The sequence below is a fragment of the Brevundimonas sp. S1H14 genome (genome assembly GCF_047716865.1).
Lineage (GTDB): Bacteria > Pseudomonadota > Alphaproteobacteria > Caulobacterales > Caulobacteraceae > Brevundimonas > Brevundimonas naejangsanensis.
The window spans coordinates 2445696-2461117 of sequence record NZ_CP136679.1 but is presented as its reverse complement, the minus strand read 5'-3'; the positions used below and the strand labels follow the sequence as shown (position 1 = coordinate 2461117).

Genomic DNA, 15422 nt, shown 5'->3' with positions numbered 1-15422 from the left:
GATTACGCCTTCTTTCTGAACTCGGGCTGCCGCATATAGCGCTTATGAGCGATCCAATCGAAGCAGCCATTTTTGAAAAACTGGCCAAGGCCGATCCGAAAAACGTCGGCGGCAAGAGCATTGAACCGGCCGATGTGGCCAAGGAACTGCAGCCCGAACAGTGGCAGCGGATGCTGCCCAAGGTGAAGGCCACGGCGCTGGGCCTGATGCGTCAGGGCAGGCTGACCATCACCAAGAAGGGCAAGGTCGTCGACCCCAACAACTTCCGCGGCGTGATCCGTCTGCGCCTGCCGACGGAAGCCGAGACGGCCGCGGCCCTCGCCGCCCTGCCGCCGGTCGAAGCCTCGGATGACGACCTCGATTGATCCGGAAAACGGCCCGGAGCCTGCGCTCGACGCGGTCCTGGCCGAAATCCGCGCCTGTCGGGCGTGCCTGGGCCTGTTGCCGCACACGCCGCGCCCGGTGGTCATGGTCGCGCCGGAAACCCGCCTGCTGATCTGCGGCCAGGCGCCGGGGCGGCGGGTGCATGAAAGCGGCCTGCCGTTCACCGACCCGTCCGGCGTTCGCCTGCGCGACTGGATGGGGGTGGATGAGACGACCTTCTACGGCGACCCGCGCCTCGGCGTCGCGGCCCAGGCCTTCTGCTTTCCCGGCACCGATCCGAAAGGCGGCGACTATCCCCCGCCACGCCGCTGCGCCGAGCTGTGGCGGCCGCGCCTGCTGGCCGAACTGCCCAAGGTCGAGCTGACCCTCCTGGTCGGCGGTTATGCGCAGGCCTGGGCGCTGGGCGACAGGGTCAAGGCCAATATGACCGAGACGGTGCGCGCCTGGCGCGACTATGCGCCGGATATCCTGCCCCTGCCGCACCCGTCCTGGCGCAATACGGCCTGGTTGAAGAAGAATCCCTGGTTCGAGGCCGAGGTTCTGCCCTACCTTCGCCAGAGGACAGCGGAGATATTGGCGTGACACATCGGTCTTTCCTTCTCCCCTTGGGGGAGAAGGCGGCTCGCGGAGCGAGACGGATGAGGGGGCGGTCTGCTTCGCCCTCATCATCGGCCGCCGCGCATGGTGACACAGCCCCCCCATCCGAGCGCCTCCGGCGCCCACCGTCTCCCCCGAGGGGAGAAGGACGATGGATCGCCGCCGTGCTTCTCTCCCTCGCCCTGGCCGCCTGCGCCACGCCTTACGTCCAGCCGCCCCTGACGCCGCCCTCAGGCTTCACCGGTCCGCGCGTCGAGGAAGGAACCCTGGGGCGCGGCGCCTTTGTGGTGCAGGACGGGGCGCGGCTGCCCTATCTGCGCTGGAGCCCGCAGGGGCAGGCGCCGTGGGCCGTCATCGTCGCCTTGCACGGGTTCAATGACCACTACGCCTCCTTCCGCTTCGCCGGACCGTGGTGGGCGCAGCGGGGCATCGAGACCTGGGCCTATGACCAGCGCGGCTTCGGCCTGGCGCCCGGACGGGGCGAGTTTGCGGCCGAGAGCCTGACCAGCCAGGACCTGCGCACCATCGTCGCCCTGGTCCGCGCGCAAAGGCCTGACGCCCTGATCGTGGTGGCGGGCGAGAGCATGGGCGGATCGTCCGCCATCGCCGCCTTCGGCTCGGACACTCCCCCTGACGCCGACCGGGTGGTGCTGCTGGCGCCCGGCGTCTGGGGCTGGTCCAGCCAGAGCGCCTTCAATCGCGCCGGGCTGTGGGCCGCCGCTCGCCTGATGGGGGCCAAGCGGGTCGAGCCGCCGTCGTTCGCCGTGCGCGACATCCGCGCCTCGGACAATACGCTGGAGCTGATCCGCAACGGCCGCGATCCCTTATCGATCCTGTCGACCCGGTTCGATTCCCTGTACGGCCTGGTCGACTTGATGGAGACGGCGACCCTGCGCCTCGGCCGCGTCGAAAAGCCGACCCTGCTGCTGTACGGCGCCCACGACCAGATCATCACCAAGCGGCCGATGCGCCGCGCCCTGGAGCAGGCGGGCGAGCGGCCGAATCTGACCACGGGCTATTATGCGGACGGCTGGCACATCCTGAACCGGGACCTGCAGGCTGAAACCGTCTTCGCCGACGTCGAGGCCTGGTTGCGTGATCCGGCGCGGTCCCTGCCGTCCGGGGCGCCCGCAGTCCTGCCGGCGCTGCAGGCCGATCCAAAGGCGCGCTGAACGCAAAATCTGCGGTAAATCAGGCCTCAAGCCGCAGTCGGCCCGGAACCAGCGGCGGCTGCACGGTGATGCTTGCCGTTTGGGCAGGGGGCGCGTATGTCCATGCGCACAAAAAATACCCCAGGAAAGGCCTGTCATGGGCACGACGCTGTTTGAATCTCCCTCGTTTGCGAACCATGAAGGCGTGCACGCCTTCTATGATGAGAAAACCGGCCTAAAGGCTATTGTTGCGGTGCACTCCACCGCGCGCGGTCCGGCCGTGGGCGGCACCCGCATGTGGAACTACGCTTCCTCGGCCGAGGCTCTGGAAGACGTGCTGCGCCTGTCCAAGGGCATGAGCTACAAGAACGCCATCGCCGATCTGGAGATGGGCGGCGGCAAGTCGGTCATCATCGGCGACAGCCGCACCCAGAAGTCGCCTGAGCTGTTCCATGCCTTCGGCCGCTATCTGAACGGTCTGGGCGGCCACTACTACGCCGCCGAAGACGTCGGCACCTCGGTCGAGGACATCGCCGAAGCACGCAAGGTCACCGAATTCGTTCTGGGCCTGAAGGACGGCCCGGAAGCCTCGGGCGATCCCAGCCCGGTCACCGCCGAGGGCGTGTTCCGCTCGAACCTGGTCGTCGCGCGTCGCCTGTTCAAGCAGGACGACATGACCGGCCTGACCGTCGCCATTCAGGGCGTGGGCCACGTCGGCGCCTATCTGGCCGAGAAGCTGCACAAGGCCGGCGCCAAGCTGATCATCACCGACGTCAACCAGGCCAACCTGGAAGCCGTGGCCGCCAAGACCGGCGCCGAGATCGTCGCCCCGGAAGCCATCTATGACGTCGCCGCCGACATCTACGCTCCGTGCGCGCTCGGTGCGACGCTGAACCCGCAAACGCTGGACCGCCTGAAGGTCAAGGCCGTCTGCGGCGCCGCCAACAACCAGCTGGCCACCGCCGATATCGGCGACGAACTGTTCAAGCGCGGCGTCCTGTATTCGCCCGACTACGTCATCAACGGCGGCGGCATCATCAACGTCGCTTCGGAGATGAACGCCCGTCAGACCGGCGGCGCCTATGACGCCTCGTGGGTCGAAGGCAAGCTGTCGCGCCTGATGGAGACCTTCGAGGAGATCCTCGAGCGTTCGGTTTCCGAGAACAAGCCGACCCACCTGATCGCCGACGCCATCGCCGAGGCCCGCATCAAGGTCGCCGCCGACAAGAAGGCCGAGGCCCAGAAGGTCTAAGGCTTTCGACCAGATAGCCTGCCTCCGTTTAGGAAGCGGGCGGGCGCCGGGGGGCGCCGAAGGGGGTGCGGGGCGTGATGGTCCCGCAGCCCCTTTTTCTTTTGTGCGCGAGTTATCCCTCTCGCATCGGGGAGCGGGGCGCGCGGATTCCCATCTCTTTAACGCCTCTTAACGCCGCATTTACCATCCAGGCGGCAGTTTCTGCCTAGCGGGTTCGGTTCGTCCCGCGTGTGCAGGGGCGGTTGCGCGTGGGCGGCTTCACGGAAGCTTTGAAGAAGTTCGGCATCGGACGCCTGGCCGCCATCCTTGGGGTGGCCGCCGGGGTGGCCGCCGTCCTGGTCGCAGTCATGCTGCGCGTGGGGCAGGCGCCGGACGCCTTGCTCTATTCCAACCTCGACCTGCGCGAAGCCTCGGAGATCAGCGCCGCCCTGAGCCAGGCGGGCATCAAATATTCCTCCAAGGGCGACGGCTCGACCCTCTTCGTCAGCCGCGACGAAGTCGGCACGGCGCGCCTGATGCTGGCGGGCAAGGGGCTCGTGACCTCGGGCAGCGTCGGCTACGAACTCTTCGACAATCAGTCGGTGCTGGGCCAGACCGAGTTCCAGCAGAACCTGAACGAACAGCGCGCGCTTCAGGGCGAACTGGCGCGCACCATCATGTCGATGCGCGGCATCGCCTCGGCCCGCGTCCACATCACCATGCCCCGGCGCGAGATGTTCCAGGCGGCCGCCATCGATCCGACCGCCGCCGTGGTCGTGGGTCTGTCGGGCCGCGACCTGACGACCGATCAGGTGCGCGCCATCCGCAACGTCGTGGCGTCGTCCGTGCCCAATCTGAAGCCGGACAAGGTCACGGTGACGGATCAGGCCAACCGCACCCTGGCTGCGGGCTCCGAAGAGACCGGCTTCACCTCCGCCACCGCCGACGCCGCCAAGGCCTCGACCGAGGCGCAGATGCAGGCCCGCATCAAGGATATCGTCGAGGGCGTCGTCGGCGCCGGCGCCGCGCGCGTCCAGGTCACGGCGGACATCGACCACAGCCGCTCGACCACTCAGGAGCAGAAGTTCGACCCTGACGGTCAGGTCGTCCGCTCGACCTCGACGAACGGTAGCCAGTCGCAGGAAACGACAGGTCAGGGCGATGGCGCGACCGCCACGGCCAACATTCCCGGCGACGACGCTCCGGTCGCCAACCCGATCGGCTCGACCCGCGCCGAGAATACCGAGACGACCAACTACGAAATCTCCAACACCACCACCACGACGGTGAAGGAGCCGGGCGAGGTCAAGAAACTGTCCGTCTCGGTCGCGGTCGACGGCAAATACACTCCCGCCGCCGACGGCAAAGGCGAGCCGACCTACGCCGCCCGTACCGCCGAGGAAGTTCAGCAGATCAAGGCCCTGGTCGCCGCCGCCGTCGGCATCGACGAGGCGCGGGGCGACAAGCTGGAAGTCGTCAACGTCCGCTTCAACCGCGAACCCTCGGCCGCGCCGGGCGAGGAACAGGGATCGTCGCTGTTCGCCTTCGACAAGAACGACATCATGCGCGGGGTCGAACTGCTGGTCCTGCTGGTCACCGGCCTTCTGCTGATCTTCTTCGTCCTGCGTCCGCTGCTGAAGACCGCATCGGGTCAGGGGCGTGCGGGCGTGCCCGCCCTGGCCGGCGCCGGCGGCATTCCCGTCACGGCGTTGGACACCCAGCTTGTCGGCGGAACCCTGCCGGGCGGCGCGCCCATGCTGGCCGGTCCCAGCGACATGGAGCAACGCATCGACATCGCCCGCATCGAGGGTCAGGTGAAGGCCTCGTCCATCAAGAAGGTCGCCGATTTCGTCGACAGCCACCCAGAGGAATCCACGGCGATCCTGCGCGCCTGGATGCATGAAACCTGATGGCGGCGCGGCTGGTTTCAAAAGGCGCGGCGGTCGATGACGCCAAGAAGCTGACGGGGCCTGAAAAGGCGGCCGTCGTTCTTCTGTCTCTGGGCGAAGAGCATACGGCCCTGTGGCAGCAACTCGACGACGAGGAGATCAAGGAGGTCTCCCAGGCCATGGCGGGGCTGGGCAGCGTCACCGCCGCCGTGGTCGAAGAGGTGCTGGTCGAGTTCGTCTCCGGTATCGGCGGCTCGGGCTCGCTGATGGGCTCCTACGAGCAGACGCAGCGTCTGCTGGCCTCCTTCATGCCTTCCGACCGGGTCGAGGCCCTGATGGAGGAGATCCGCGGTCCCGCCGGCCGCACCATGTGGGACAAGCTCGGCAATGTGAACGAGGCCGTGCTCGCCAACTATCTGAAGAACGAATACCCGCAGACGGTCGCGGTGGTCCTGTCGAAGATCAAGCCGGACCACGCCTCGCGCGTGCTGACGGCCCTGCCCGAGGACTTCGCCCTGGAATGCGTCCAGCGGATGCTGCGCATGGAGCCGGTGCAGCGCGACATCCTCGACAAGATCGAACAGACCCTGCGCAGCGAGTTCATGTCCAATCTGGCGCGCACGTCCAAGCGCGACAGCCATGAACTGATGGCCGACATTTTCAACAGCTTCGACCGCCAGACCGAGGCCCGCTTCATCGGCGCGCTGGAGGAACGCAACCGCGACGCGGCCGAGCGTATCCGCGCCCTGATGTTCGTGTTCGAGGACCTGTCGCGCCTTGATCCGGGCGGGGTGCAGACCCTGCTGCGCTCGGTCGAGAAGGACCAACTGGGGCTGGCGCTGAAGGGCGCCTCGGATTCCCTGCGCGAAATGTTCTTCTCCAACATGTCCGAGCGCGCCTCGAAGATCATGCGCGAAGACATGGATTCGATGGGGCCTGTCCGCCTCAAGGACGTCGATAACGCCCAGATGGCGATGGTCCAGGTGGCCAAGGATCTGGCGGCGCGCGGCGACATCATGCTGGCCGGCCAGGGCGGCGACGACGAGTTGATCTACTGACATGAGCGCCCTCCCTTCCAACGCCGTCCCCTTCGCCTTCGACACCGAGTTCGGGGCCGACGGCGCCGTGCTGCGCGCCTCGACCTGGCAGCCGACCAAGCGCGCCTTCGCCCCGGCCGAGGTCGAGGCCCTGGTCGCCCAGGCGCGGCTGGAAGCCCGCCAGCAGGCGCTGAACGAGGTCGACGCCCTGCGCGCCGACGCCCTGTCCATCGTGGCGCAGACGGTGTCCCAGGCGGCGACCGCCCTGCGCGGCGTGGCCGAGGCGCACCGCCGCGAGTCCGCCGAACTGGCGCTGGCCGCCGCGCGTGTGATCGGTTCGGCCGCCTTCGAACGCTTCCCGCGTCGTCCGCTGGAGGCCGCCATCGAGTCTCTCGGGCAGGAGATGGACGCCACGCCGCGCCTTGTCGTCCGCGCCTCGGGGCTGGACGAGGACGGCCGCGCCCAGATCGAGGCCCTGTGCGCTCAGGCGGGTTTTTCAGGGCTGGTGGTGTTTCGCGACGAAGCTCACCTGCCCGCCGCCGCCTTCGCCCTGGAATGGGCTGACGGGCGCGCCGAGTTCGACCCGGCCGAAGCCGAGGCGCGCGTCGCCGCCGCGCTCAACGCCGCATTGGCCGCCGAAGCCGGCCACGCTGAGCCGCCCCTTGAAGGCGGCGCCCATGACAGGAGGGGCTTCTGATGGCCACCGACGATCTCTCGCTTGAGGAATTCGGCGATTCCACCGCCCTGAATCTGGCCGATGACGGCGGCGAGAAGTCCGCTGTCGATCTGGCGCCTGTCTTCGACGTGCCGGTCAACATCTCGGCCGTATTGGGCAAGGCGCACATGTCGGTCGCCCAACTGCTGAAGCTGAACAAGGGCTCTGTGCTGGAGCTGGACCGCAAGGTCGGCGAGGCGATCGACATCTTCGTCAACAACCGTCTGGTGGCGCGCGGCGAGGTCGTCGTCGTCGAGGATCGTCTGGGCGTGACCATGACGGAAATCATCAAGACCGAGGACAAAGGCGCCTGATCGGCCGCCTCGTCACGGACAGGATTTGAAGGAGTAGGGCGATGCGTCTTCTGGTGGTGGGTCGTTTAAGCGGCCAACTGGCGACGGCGGTGAAGATGGCCATGGCGCACGGCGCCAAGGTCCAGCACGTCGAGCGCGCCGATCAGGCGACCGAGCAACTGCGCCGGGGGCAGGGCGCGGACCTGCTGATGGTCGACTACCGCATCGACATCGCCGCCCTGATCGCCGCCAACGACGCCGAGCGCATTCATGTGCCGGTCGTGGCCTGCGGCGTCGACGCTGACGCCAAGGAAGCGGCCGACGCCATCCGCGCCGGGGCCAAGGAGTTCATCCCCCTGCCGCCCGAGGCGGACCTGATCGCCGCCGTCCTGTCGGCGGTGGCGGATGACGAGCGGCCGATGATCTCGGCTGATCCGGCGATGAAGTCGGTCATCCAGCTGGCCGATCAGGTGGCGCGTTCGGAAGCCTCCATCCTGATCACCGGCGAGAGCGGCGTCGGTAAAGAGGTGATGGCCCGCTATCTGCACAGCAGCTCGCGCCGTGCGGACAAGGCCTTCATCAGCGTCAACTGCGCCGCCATCCCGGATAACCTGCTGGAATCCGAGCTGTTCGGTCACGAGAAGGGGGCCTTTACCGGCGCCGTGGCGCGCCGGATCGGCAAGTTCGAGGAGGCCGACGGCGGCACGCTTCTGCTGGACGAAATCAGCGAGATGGACGCCCGCCTTCAGGCCAAGCTGCTGCGCGCCATTCAGGAGCGGGTGATCGACCGCGTCGGCGGCTCCAAGCCGGTGCCCGTCAACATCCGCATCATCGCCACCTCCAACCGCGACCTGGCCAAGTCGGTGGCCGAGGGGACGTTCCGCGAAGACCTGCTGTATCGCCTCAACGTGGTGAACCTGCGCCTGCCGTCTTTGCGCGAACGCCCCGGCGACATCGCCGTGCTGGCCGACCACTTCGTCAAGAAATACGCCGCCGCCAACGGCGTGCCGCCGCGCGCCATCGGCCCTGAGGCCAGACGCGCCCTGGTCGCTCACCGCTGGCCCGGCAACGTGCGCGAGCTGGAAAACGCCATGCACCGCGCGGTGTTGTTGGCGTCCGGGTCCGAGATCGACGTCGACGCCATCCGCCTGCCGGACGGACGCCCGTTGCTGGGCGGGGAGGGAGCCTCCACTCCCGCCGCCTCGACCTATGACGCCGGCGTGGCCGGTCAGGCGGCTCAGGCCGCCGACGCCGTGACCCGCAGCTTCGTCGGCCAGACCGTGGCCGAGATGGAGAAGACCCTGATTCTGGACACGCTCAGCCACTGCCTGGGCAACCGCACCCATGCGGCGACCATCCTGGGCATCTCCATCCGCACCCTGCGCAACAAGCTCAACGAATACGCCGATCAGGGCACGCCGATCCCGGCGCCCCAGTCGGGCGTGGCGGCCGCCTACGGCGCGGCGGGCTGATCCGGTGCGCGCCGACCGTCGCACCCTGCTGATCGGCGCGGGCGCCCTGACGCTTGGGGGCATGGCCTTGGGCGCCTGTGCGCGAGCGACGGAGCCTGCGACGGCCGAGCCCGTCGTTCTGGACCTCGACCTGTCGGCGCTGGAAGCCCGCCACGGCGGCCGTCTGGGCGTCTCGGTCCTGACCCAAGGCAAGCGCGCCGACTGGCGCGGCGACGAGCGGTTTGTCTATTGCTCGACCTTCAAGATGTATCTGGCCGCCGCCACCCTGTTGCGCGTTCAGGCGGGGCAGGAGCGGCTGGACCGGGCGATCCAGGTGACGCAGGCCGATATGATCAGCCACGCCCCGGTGACGGAGCCGGCCGTCGGTTCGACCCTGACCATCGAGCAACTGATGAAGGGCGCGGTCGAAGTCAGCGACAACCCCGCCGCCAACATCCTGATCCGCGAAATGGGCGGGCTGGAGCCCTTGCGCGCCTTCTATCGCGGCATCGGCGATGAGACGACCCGCGTGGATCGGCTGGAGCCGGAACTGAACCGGGCGGACGGCGACAAGGACACCATCCAGCCTGCGCAGTCGGTCCGCAATATCGAGCGGCTGATCCTGTCGGAGGACTCGCCGCTCGAGTCGGCTTTCAAGCGGTTGCTTCTGGAATGGATGGTGGCGTCGCCGACGGGGCAGGCGCGCCTGAAGGCGGGCGTTCCTTCCGGTTGGACCGTCGCGCACAAGACCGGCACGGGCGGCGACGGTCCGGTGAACGACATCGGCGTGCTGTATCCGACCGACGGCGCGCCCATCGCCATCGCCGTCTATTTCCACGCCACGAAGGATTCGACCGACGCCCAGCGCGAGGCGGTGGTCGCCGATGCGACGCGGCAGGCGCTCAAGGCGCTGGGGCATGGCTGACATGGATGAGATCTGCCGAATCCTGTCATCAGGCGACATGATCTTCGCACGTCGTCATGGCTGACGCGCCGTTCCTGATGAAGGACGGCATGGCGCGCCCCACGGGGCGTGATGCGCTCGGCTGGTTGATGCGTGGCGAAGTCGGCATGGCGGTCGGCGTCATCGGCGTCATCATGCTGCTGATCCTGCCGGTCCCGAAGATGCTTCTGGACCTGCTGCTGGCGATTTCGCTGGTCTCGAGCGTGCTGATCCTGATGACGGCCGTGATGATGAAGCGGCCGCTGGACTTCGCCATCTTTCCCACGGTGCTGCTGGTCTCGACCCTTTACCGCCTGGGGCTGAACCTGGCCTCGACGCGGCTGATCCTCAGCAACGGCCAGGAAGGCCACGACAGCGCGGGCAAGATCATCCAGGCCTTCGGCGAACTGATGATGGGGGGCAACTTCATCATCGGGGTGATCATCTTCGCCATCCTGCTGGTGGTGAACTTCGTCGTCATCACCAAGGGCGCGACCCGCATCGCCGAGGTGTCGGCCCGCTTCACCCTGGACTCCATGCCGGGCAAGCAGATGGCCATCGACGCCGACCTGTCGTCCGGCCTGATCAATGAGGAACAGGCCAAGCTGCGTCGCAAGGAGCTGGAGCAGGAATCCACTTTCTTCGGCGCCATGGACGGCGCCTCGAAGTTCGTGCGCGGCGATGCGGTCGCGGGCCTGATCATCACCTTCATCAACGTCATCGGCGGCCTGCTGATCGGGGTGCTGCAGCACGGCATGCCGGCCATGGAGGCCGCCAACACCTATGTGCAGCTGACGGTCGGCGACGGTCTGGTGACGCAGATTCCGGCCATTATCGTTTCGGTCGCGGCGGGCTTCCTAGTGACCAAGGCCGGGGTCGAGGGTTCGGCCGACAAGGCCTTCGCGGCCCAGTTGGCGACCAATCCGGTATCGCTGGGGGTGGTGTCCGGCACGGCGGGCCTGATCGGCCTGATCCCGGGGATGCCGCTGCTGCCGTTCGCGGGACTGGCGCTGGCGACGGGCTTCATGGCGTGGAAACTCGGCCGCGACCGGTTGAAGCCGCCGCCCGCGGAGCCGGTGGACCTCAAGCCCAGGGAGGATGTGGAGGAGCCGATCTCCACCGCCCTGACCATCGACGAGGTGAAGATCGAACTGGGCTACGCTCTGCTGGCTCTGATCAATGATCTGGAGGGGCGGCGCCTGACGGACCAGATCCGCGCCCTGCGCCGATCGCTGGCCCAGGAATACGGCTTCGTCATGCCCAGCGTGCGCATCCTCGACAACATGCGTCTGCCCAATCAGGGCTATGCCATCCGCATCAAGGAGATGGACGCCGGATCGGGCGAGGTGCGTCTGTCCTCCCTGATGGCGATGGACCCTGCGGGACGTCAGGTCGAACTGCCCGGCGAACACACGCGCGAGCCCGCCTTCGGCCTTCCCGCCACCTGGATCGACGAGTCCCTGCGCGAGGAGGCGACCTTCCGCGGCTACACCATCGTCGACCCCTCGACAGTGCTGACCACGCACCTGACCGAAATCCTCAAGGAGAACATGGCCGAGCTGCTGTCCTACGCCGAGGTGCAGAAGCTGCTGAAGGAGTTGAAGGGCGAGGAGCAGAAGCTGGTCGAGGAGCTGATCCCCTCGGTCGTCACCGTGACGACGCTTCAGCGCGTCTTGCAGGCCCTGCTGCGCGAGAAGGTGTCGATCCGCGACCTGCCCGCCATTCTTGAAGGCCTGGCCGAGGCCGCGCCGCACACCACCAGCGTCTCCACCCTGGTCGAGCACGTCCGCAGCCGTCTGGCGCGTCAGCTGTGCTGGCAGCATAAGGCCGATGACGGCGCCCTGCCCATCGTCACCCTGTCGCCCGAGTGGGAGCAGGCCTTCGCCGACAGTCTGGTCGGTCCCGGCGAAGACAAGCAGCTGGCGATGGCGCCCAGCAAACTTCAGGACTTCATCCGCGCCGTGCGCGACGTGTTCGAGCGCGCCGCCATGACGGGCGAGAACCCGGTCCTGCTGACCGGGCCGCAGGTGCGCCCCTACGTCCGCTCCATCATCGAACGCTTCCGGGGCCAGACGGTGGTGATGAGCCAGAATGAGATTCACCCCAAGGCCCGCCTGCGCACCGTCGGCTCGGTTTAGGCGACTTCACGGTTAATCGCTGGACACCGCGCAGGCGGCGAATATGGTTCCGGCCATGAAACGCATTCGGCCGGCCCTGCGCACCTTCGGAACCTTCCTGCGCACCCCGACCCTCAGTCGCTCCATCATCGCGCTTCTGGCGCTGGCCATCCTGTTGCTGATGGCGGTGAACGCCGCGACCTTCGTCATGATCCAGCGGACGGCGACCTATAACGATACGGTCGACCACAGCCAGCAGGTGCGTCTGGCGGCCAAGGACATGCTGATGCTGCTGACCGAGGCCGAGACGGGTCAGAGAGGCTTCATGCTGACGGCTCGGACCGAATATCTGGGGCTGCACGAGAACGCGGTGGCCAAGCTGCCGGGCGTGGTAGAGCGGATGGAGCAACTGGCGGTCGGCGATCAGGATCAGGCCCGCCGCGTGGCCAAGGTGAAGGGGCTCTATCGCGAGCGTCTGAAACTGATGGCGGACACGATCGAGCTGACGCGAACGGGGCGCATCGGCGAAGCGGTGTCCTTGATCCGTAACGGTCGCGGCAAGTTTCTGATGGACCAGATCCGCGTCGAGCTGTCTGCAGTGGATGCGGTCGAGGCGCGGCGTCTGACGGAAAGGACGCGTCAGTCCGAGCGGGCGCAGACGGTCACGGTCGCCGTCAACGCCCTGGCGGCGGTTCTGGTGCTGATCCTGGCGGGCATCAGCGTCTGGATGGTGCGACGCTATGTGGCCGAGATCGAGGAGGCGCATTTCGAACTCGACCGCGTCAACGCCGGGCTTGAAAACGAGGTCCGTGACCGCACCGCTGAACTGACCCGCGCCAATGAGGAAATCCAGCGGTTCGCCTATATCGTCAGCCACGATCTGCGCGCGCCCCTTGTCAATGTCATGGGCTACACGTCCGAGCTGGAGCAGGTCAGCAAGGCTCTGGAACAGCAGCTGACCTCGCTGGAGGCGACCCACCCGCAGCTTGTGGACGCTGAGGCGCTGCGTTCAGTGCGCGAGGATGCGCCCGAAGCGGTGGGCTTTATCCGCACCTCGACGGCCAAGATGGACCGGCTGATCAACGCCATCCTGCGCCTGTCGCGCGAGGGGCGTCGCGCCCTTCAGCCCGAGACGCTCGATATGACGGCCATGGTCCGCGCTATCGCTGACACCGTCAGCCACCAGGTCGCCGAAACGGGCGGCGAGATCACGATCAGCGACCTGCCTGCGATGGAGAACGACCGTCTGTCGATCGAGCAGGTCTTCAGCAATCTGATCGACAACGCCGTCAAGTATCAGCAGCCGGGCCGACCGATCCATATCGAGGTCAGCGGCCGGCAGGAGCCGGACGGCTGGGTCTCTTATGCTGTGCGAGATAACGGCCGGGGCGTCTCGCCTCGGGATCATGAACGGATATTTGAGCTGTTCCGGCGCTCGGGCAAGCAGGACACGCCGGGGGAAGGCCTGGGTCTGGCGTTCGTACGCAACATCGTTCGCCGGATGGGCGGCGTGATCGACGTCGAATCCGAACTGGGCGAAGGCTCGACTTTTTACCTAAAATTTCCGAAGCGTCTGATTATGCTGGGTGACTATCAAGGAGATCGCCTGTGAGCCACTCGGTGAAGATCGTCATGGTCGAGGACGACCATGGCCACGCCAAGCTCATTGAGAAGAACATCCGGCGGGCGAATATCGCCAACGACATCGTTCATTTCGACCATGGCGATGCGGCGCTGGATTATCTCTTTCAGGAAGAGGTTCGCCGCAGCGGCCCTCTGCTGATCCTTCTGGACCTCAATCTGCCGGACATGTCGGGCACGGATATCCTTGAGCGGGTCAAGGCGGACGAGCGCCTGCGACGCGCCCCGGTGGTGGTGCTGACCACCACGGACGACAAGGGCGAGATCCAGCGCTGCTACGACCTGGGCTGCAACGTCTACATCACCAAGCCGGTCGACTATGAGGCCTTCGCGGGCGCGATCCGTCAGCTGGGCCTGTTCCTTTCCGTCATGCAAGCCCCCGAGATCTGACACGTGGATCAGGTCCAGCCTCCCATACGGCTTCTATACATCGACGATGATCGCGGCCTATCGCGCCTGGTCCAGAAGGAACTGGAGCGCCACGGTTATCAGGTCGTCTGCGCGCCCGACGCCGATGCGGGCTATGAGGCGCTCAAGGCGGAAGCCTTCGATGTCTGCGCCCTGGATCACTATATGCCGGGCCGCGAAGGACTGGACGTTCTGCCGGACATCCTGGCCCTGCCGACTCCGCCGCCGGTGGTTTATGTCACCGGTGCGCAGGACGGGCGGATCGCCGTGGCCGCCCTGCGCGCGGGCGCTGCCGACTACGTCATCAAGGACGTGTCCGAGGACTTCACCGCCCTGTTGCGTTCGGCGGTCGAGGACGCCCTGCTGCGTCGCCGTCTGGAGCATGAGAACCAGCGAGCGAACGATGAAGTGCGGCAAGAGCGCGACCGCGCCGAGGCTCTGCTGCGCGAGGTCAATCACCGCGTGGGCAACTCGCTGCAACTGGTCTCCAGCTTCATCTCCCTGCAACTGCGCCAGCTCGCCGACGAAGGCGCGCGGGCCGCCCTGCGCGAGGCTCAGGTCCGCATTGAGGCCGTCGCCCATGTCCACCGCCGCCTCTACACCTCGGCCGATGTCGAACGGGTGCAGATGGATGAATATCTGGCTGGGCTGGTCGAGGAACTGAGCAAGTCGATCGGGCCGGATGGCGACGGGTCGCGCCTGACCCTGCGCGCCGAACCCCTGAGGGTGACGACGGATCAGGCCGTGTCTCTGGGCGTCATCGTGACCGAACTGGTCACCAACGCCGTCAAATACGCCTATGAGCCCGGCGCGGCAGGCGAAATCCGCATCATCCTGGAACAGGCGGAGGGCGGCGGGCGAGCCCTGCTGACTGTCGAGGACGACGGGCCGGGTCTTGGCGACGGCGCGCCCAAGGGCACCGGCCTGGGCTCCAAGATCATCTCGGCGATGGCCAGCGGCCTGCGCTCGGCCATTGAGGTGGACCCGGCGCATCATGGCGTGCGCGCACGACTGGCGTTCGACCTCTGAGCGTGCATTTGGGCTTTCGCCCGGCGGCGCGGCGGGTTTAAGCTCGGTGAAATGAAGCTTCAGTTCGGCACGGCCCGCCCGGGCCTCGACTACATCCACCGCCCCGCTGTTTTCGGCATCGCCGAGCGTGAAGGCCGTCTGGCCTGCGTCCGCGTGGATCGCGGCGAAGGGGTCGTCTATTACGATCTGCCCGGCGGCGCCCTGGATGGCGAGGAGACCGAACAGCAGGCCCTGGTCCGCGAGTTCGCTGAAGAGACCGGCCTGATCATCCAGCCGGTCGACCGCCTGACGGAGGCGGGGCAGTATTTCCTCAAGTCTGACGGCACGCCGGTGAACAACGTCGGCGGCGTCTGGGTGGTCAGCGTGACCGGCGCCGACCCCTCGACCAAACAGGAAGCCGACCACGAACTGGTCTGGATGGAGCCGATGCGCGTCCTGTTCAGCCTGCGCCATGAGGCCCACAGCTGGGCCGTAGCCCGCTGGCTGCGCGACCGTCATGCCGCAGCCTCGGAACCGGGTTGAGCAGAAAGGGTTGT

At 67.0% G+C, this 15422-nt stretch carries 15 protein-coding genes; all 15 read left to right on the top strand.

Annotated elements, in window-relative coordinates; translation table 11 throughout:
* Positions 1-44: 44 nt before the first annotated feature.
* The 15 genes from RSD66_RS11970 (at position 45) to RSD66_RS11900 (ending at position 15408) form a co-directional block, all read left to right on the top strand.
* Positions 45-365, top strand: a complete 321-nt coding sequence (locus RSD66_RS11970; protein WP_415287965.1) for a DUF3253 domain-containing protein — start codon at positions 45-47, stop codon at positions 363-365.
* On the top strand, positions 349-966 hold the full coding sequence (locus RSD66_RS11965) for a uracil-DNA glycosylase family protein (protein WP_415287964.1): 618 nt from the start codon (positions 349-351) through the stop codon (positions 964-966). Before RSD66_RS11970 ends, RSD66_RS11965 begins: the two co-directional genes overlap by 17 nt.
* A gap of 179 nt (positions 967-1145) precedes the next feature.
* Positions 1146-2153, top strand: coding sequence for an alpha/beta fold hydrolase (locus RSD66_RS11960; RefSeq protein WP_415287962.1), 1008 nt, complete (start codon positions 1146-1148; stop codon positions 2151-2153).
* Between the two features lie 136 nt (positions 2154-2289).
* Positions 2290-3384, top strand: a complete 1095-nt coding sequence (locus RSD66_RS11955; RefSeq protein WP_415287960.1) for a Glu/Leu/Phe/Val family dehydrogenase — start codon at positions 2290-2292, stop codon at positions 3382-3384.
* A 248-nt stretch (positions 3385-3632) separates the two neighbouring features.
* The gene (gene fliF, locus RSD66_RS11950; protein ID WP_415287958.1) at positions 3633-5273 is read left to right on the top strand and encodes a flagellar basal-body MS-ring/collar protein FliF; all 1641 of its coding nucleotides are present in this window, start codon (positions 3633-3635) and stop codon (positions 5271-5273) included.
* Positions 5273-6310 carry a flagellar motor switch protein FliG gene (gene fliG / locus RSD66_RS11945; RefSeq protein ID WP_024354750.1) on the top strand — a complete coding sequence of 346 codons (1038 nt, stop codon included), beginning with the start codon at positions 5273-5275 and terminating at the stop codon, positions 6308-6310. The genes fliF and fliG overlap by 1 nt, the downstream gene beginning before the upstream one ends.
* 1 nt (position 6311) lies before the next feature.
* Positions 6312-6986 (top strand): flagellar assembly protein FlbE, encoded by a 675-nt coding sequence (locus tag RSD66_RS11940; protein WP_415287956.1) that lies wholly within the window; start codon positions 6312-6314, stop codon positions 6984-6986.
* The gene (gene fliN / locus RSD66_RS11935) at positions 6986-7318 is read left to right on the top strand and encodes a flagellar motor switch protein FliN (protein ID WP_024354748.1); all 333 of its coding nucleotides are present in this window, start codon (positions 6986-6988) and stop codon (positions 7316-7318) included. Before RSD66_RS11940 ends, fliN begins: the two co-directional genes overlap by 1 nt.
* A 41-nt stretch (positions 7319-7359) precedes the next feature.
* The gene (locus RSD66_RS11930; RefSeq protein ID WP_024354747.1) at positions 7360-8769 is read left to right on the top strand and encodes a sigma-54 interaction domain-containing protein; all 1410 of its coding nucleotides are present in this window, start codon (positions 7360-7362) and stop codon (positions 8767-8769) included.
* A 4-nt stretch (positions 8770-8773) separates the two neighbouring features.
* Complete coding sequence (gene bla, locus RSD66_RS11925; protein WP_415287955.1) at positions 8774-9673, top strand: class A beta-lactamase; 900 nt, start codon at positions 8774-8776, stop codon at positions 9671-9673.
* A 56-nt stretch (positions 9674-9729) separates the two neighbouring features.
* Positions 9730-11829, top strand: a complete 2100-nt coding sequence (flhA, locus tag RSD66_RS11920; protein WP_415287954.1) for a flagellar biosynthesis protein FlhA — start codon at positions 9730-9732, stop codon at positions 11827-11829.
* A gap of 55 nt (positions 11830-11884) precedes the next feature.
* The gene (locus tag RSD66_RS11915) at positions 11885-13420 is read left to right on the top strand and encodes a sensor histidine kinase (RefSeq protein WP_415287953.1); all 1536 of its coding nucleotides are present in this window, start codon (positions 11885-11887) and stop codon (positions 13418-13420) included.
* Complete coding sequence (locus tag RSD66_RS11910; RefSeq protein ID WP_004370806.1) at positions 13417-13839, top strand: response regulator; 423 nt, start codon at positions 13417-13419, stop codon at positions 13837-13839. The genes RSD66_RS11915 and RSD66_RS11910 overlap by 4 nt, the downstream gene beginning before the upstream one ends.
* Positions 13840-13842: 3 nt before the next feature.
* Positions 13843-14886, top strand: coding sequence for a sensor histidine kinase (locus tag RSD66_RS11905; RefSeq protein WP_024354743.1), 1044 nt, complete (start codon positions 13843-13845; stop codon positions 14884-14886).
* Between the two features lie 51 nt (positions 14887-14937).
* Complete coding sequence (locus tag RSD66_RS11900; RefSeq protein ID WP_024354742.1) at positions 14938-15408, top strand: NUDIX domain-containing protein; 471 nt, start codon at positions 14938-14940, stop codon at positions 15406-15408.
* The last annotated feature ends 14 nt before the right edge of the window (positions 15409-15422 follow it).

Coding starts and splice junctions, on each gene's coding strand:
- RSD66_RS11970 (WP_415287965.1), top strand. CDS start 45: ATGAGCGATCCAATCGAAGCAGCCATTTTTGAAAAACTGGCCAAGGCC.
- RSD66_RS11965 (WP_415287964.1), top strand. CDS start 349: ATGACGACCTCGATTGATCCGGAAAACGGCCCGGAGCCTGCGCTCGAC.
- RSD66_RS11955 (WP_415287960.1), top strand. CDS start 2,290: ATGGGCACGACGCTGTTTGAATCTCCCTCGTTTGCGAACCATGAAGGC.
- fliG (WP_024354750.1), top strand. CDS start 5,273: ATGGCGGCGCGGCTGGTTTCAAAAGGCGCGGCGGTCGATGACGCCAAG.
- RSD66_RS11940 (WP_415287956.1), top strand. CDS start 6,312: ATGAGCGCCCTCCCTTCCAACGCCGTCCCCTTCGCCTTCGACACCGAG.
- fliN (WP_024354748.1), top strand. CDS start 6,986: ATGGCCACCGACGATCTCTCGCTTGAGGAATTCGGCGATTCCACCGCC.
- RSD66_RS11930 (WP_024354747.1), top strand. CDS start 7,360: ATGCGTCTTCTGGTGGTGGGTCGTTTAAGCGGCCAACTGGCGACGGCG.
- flhA (WP_415287954.1), top strand. CDS start 9,730: ATGGCTGACGCGCCGTTCCTGATGAAGGACGGCATGGCGCGCCCCACG.
- RSD66_RS11915 (WP_415287953.1), top strand. CDS start 11,885: ATGAAACGCATTCGGCCGGCCCTGCGCACCTTCGGAACCTTCCTGCGC.
- RSD66_RS11900 (WP_024354742.1), top strand. CDS start 14,938: ATGAAGCTTCAGTTCGGCACGGCCCGCCCGGGCCTCGACTACATCCAC.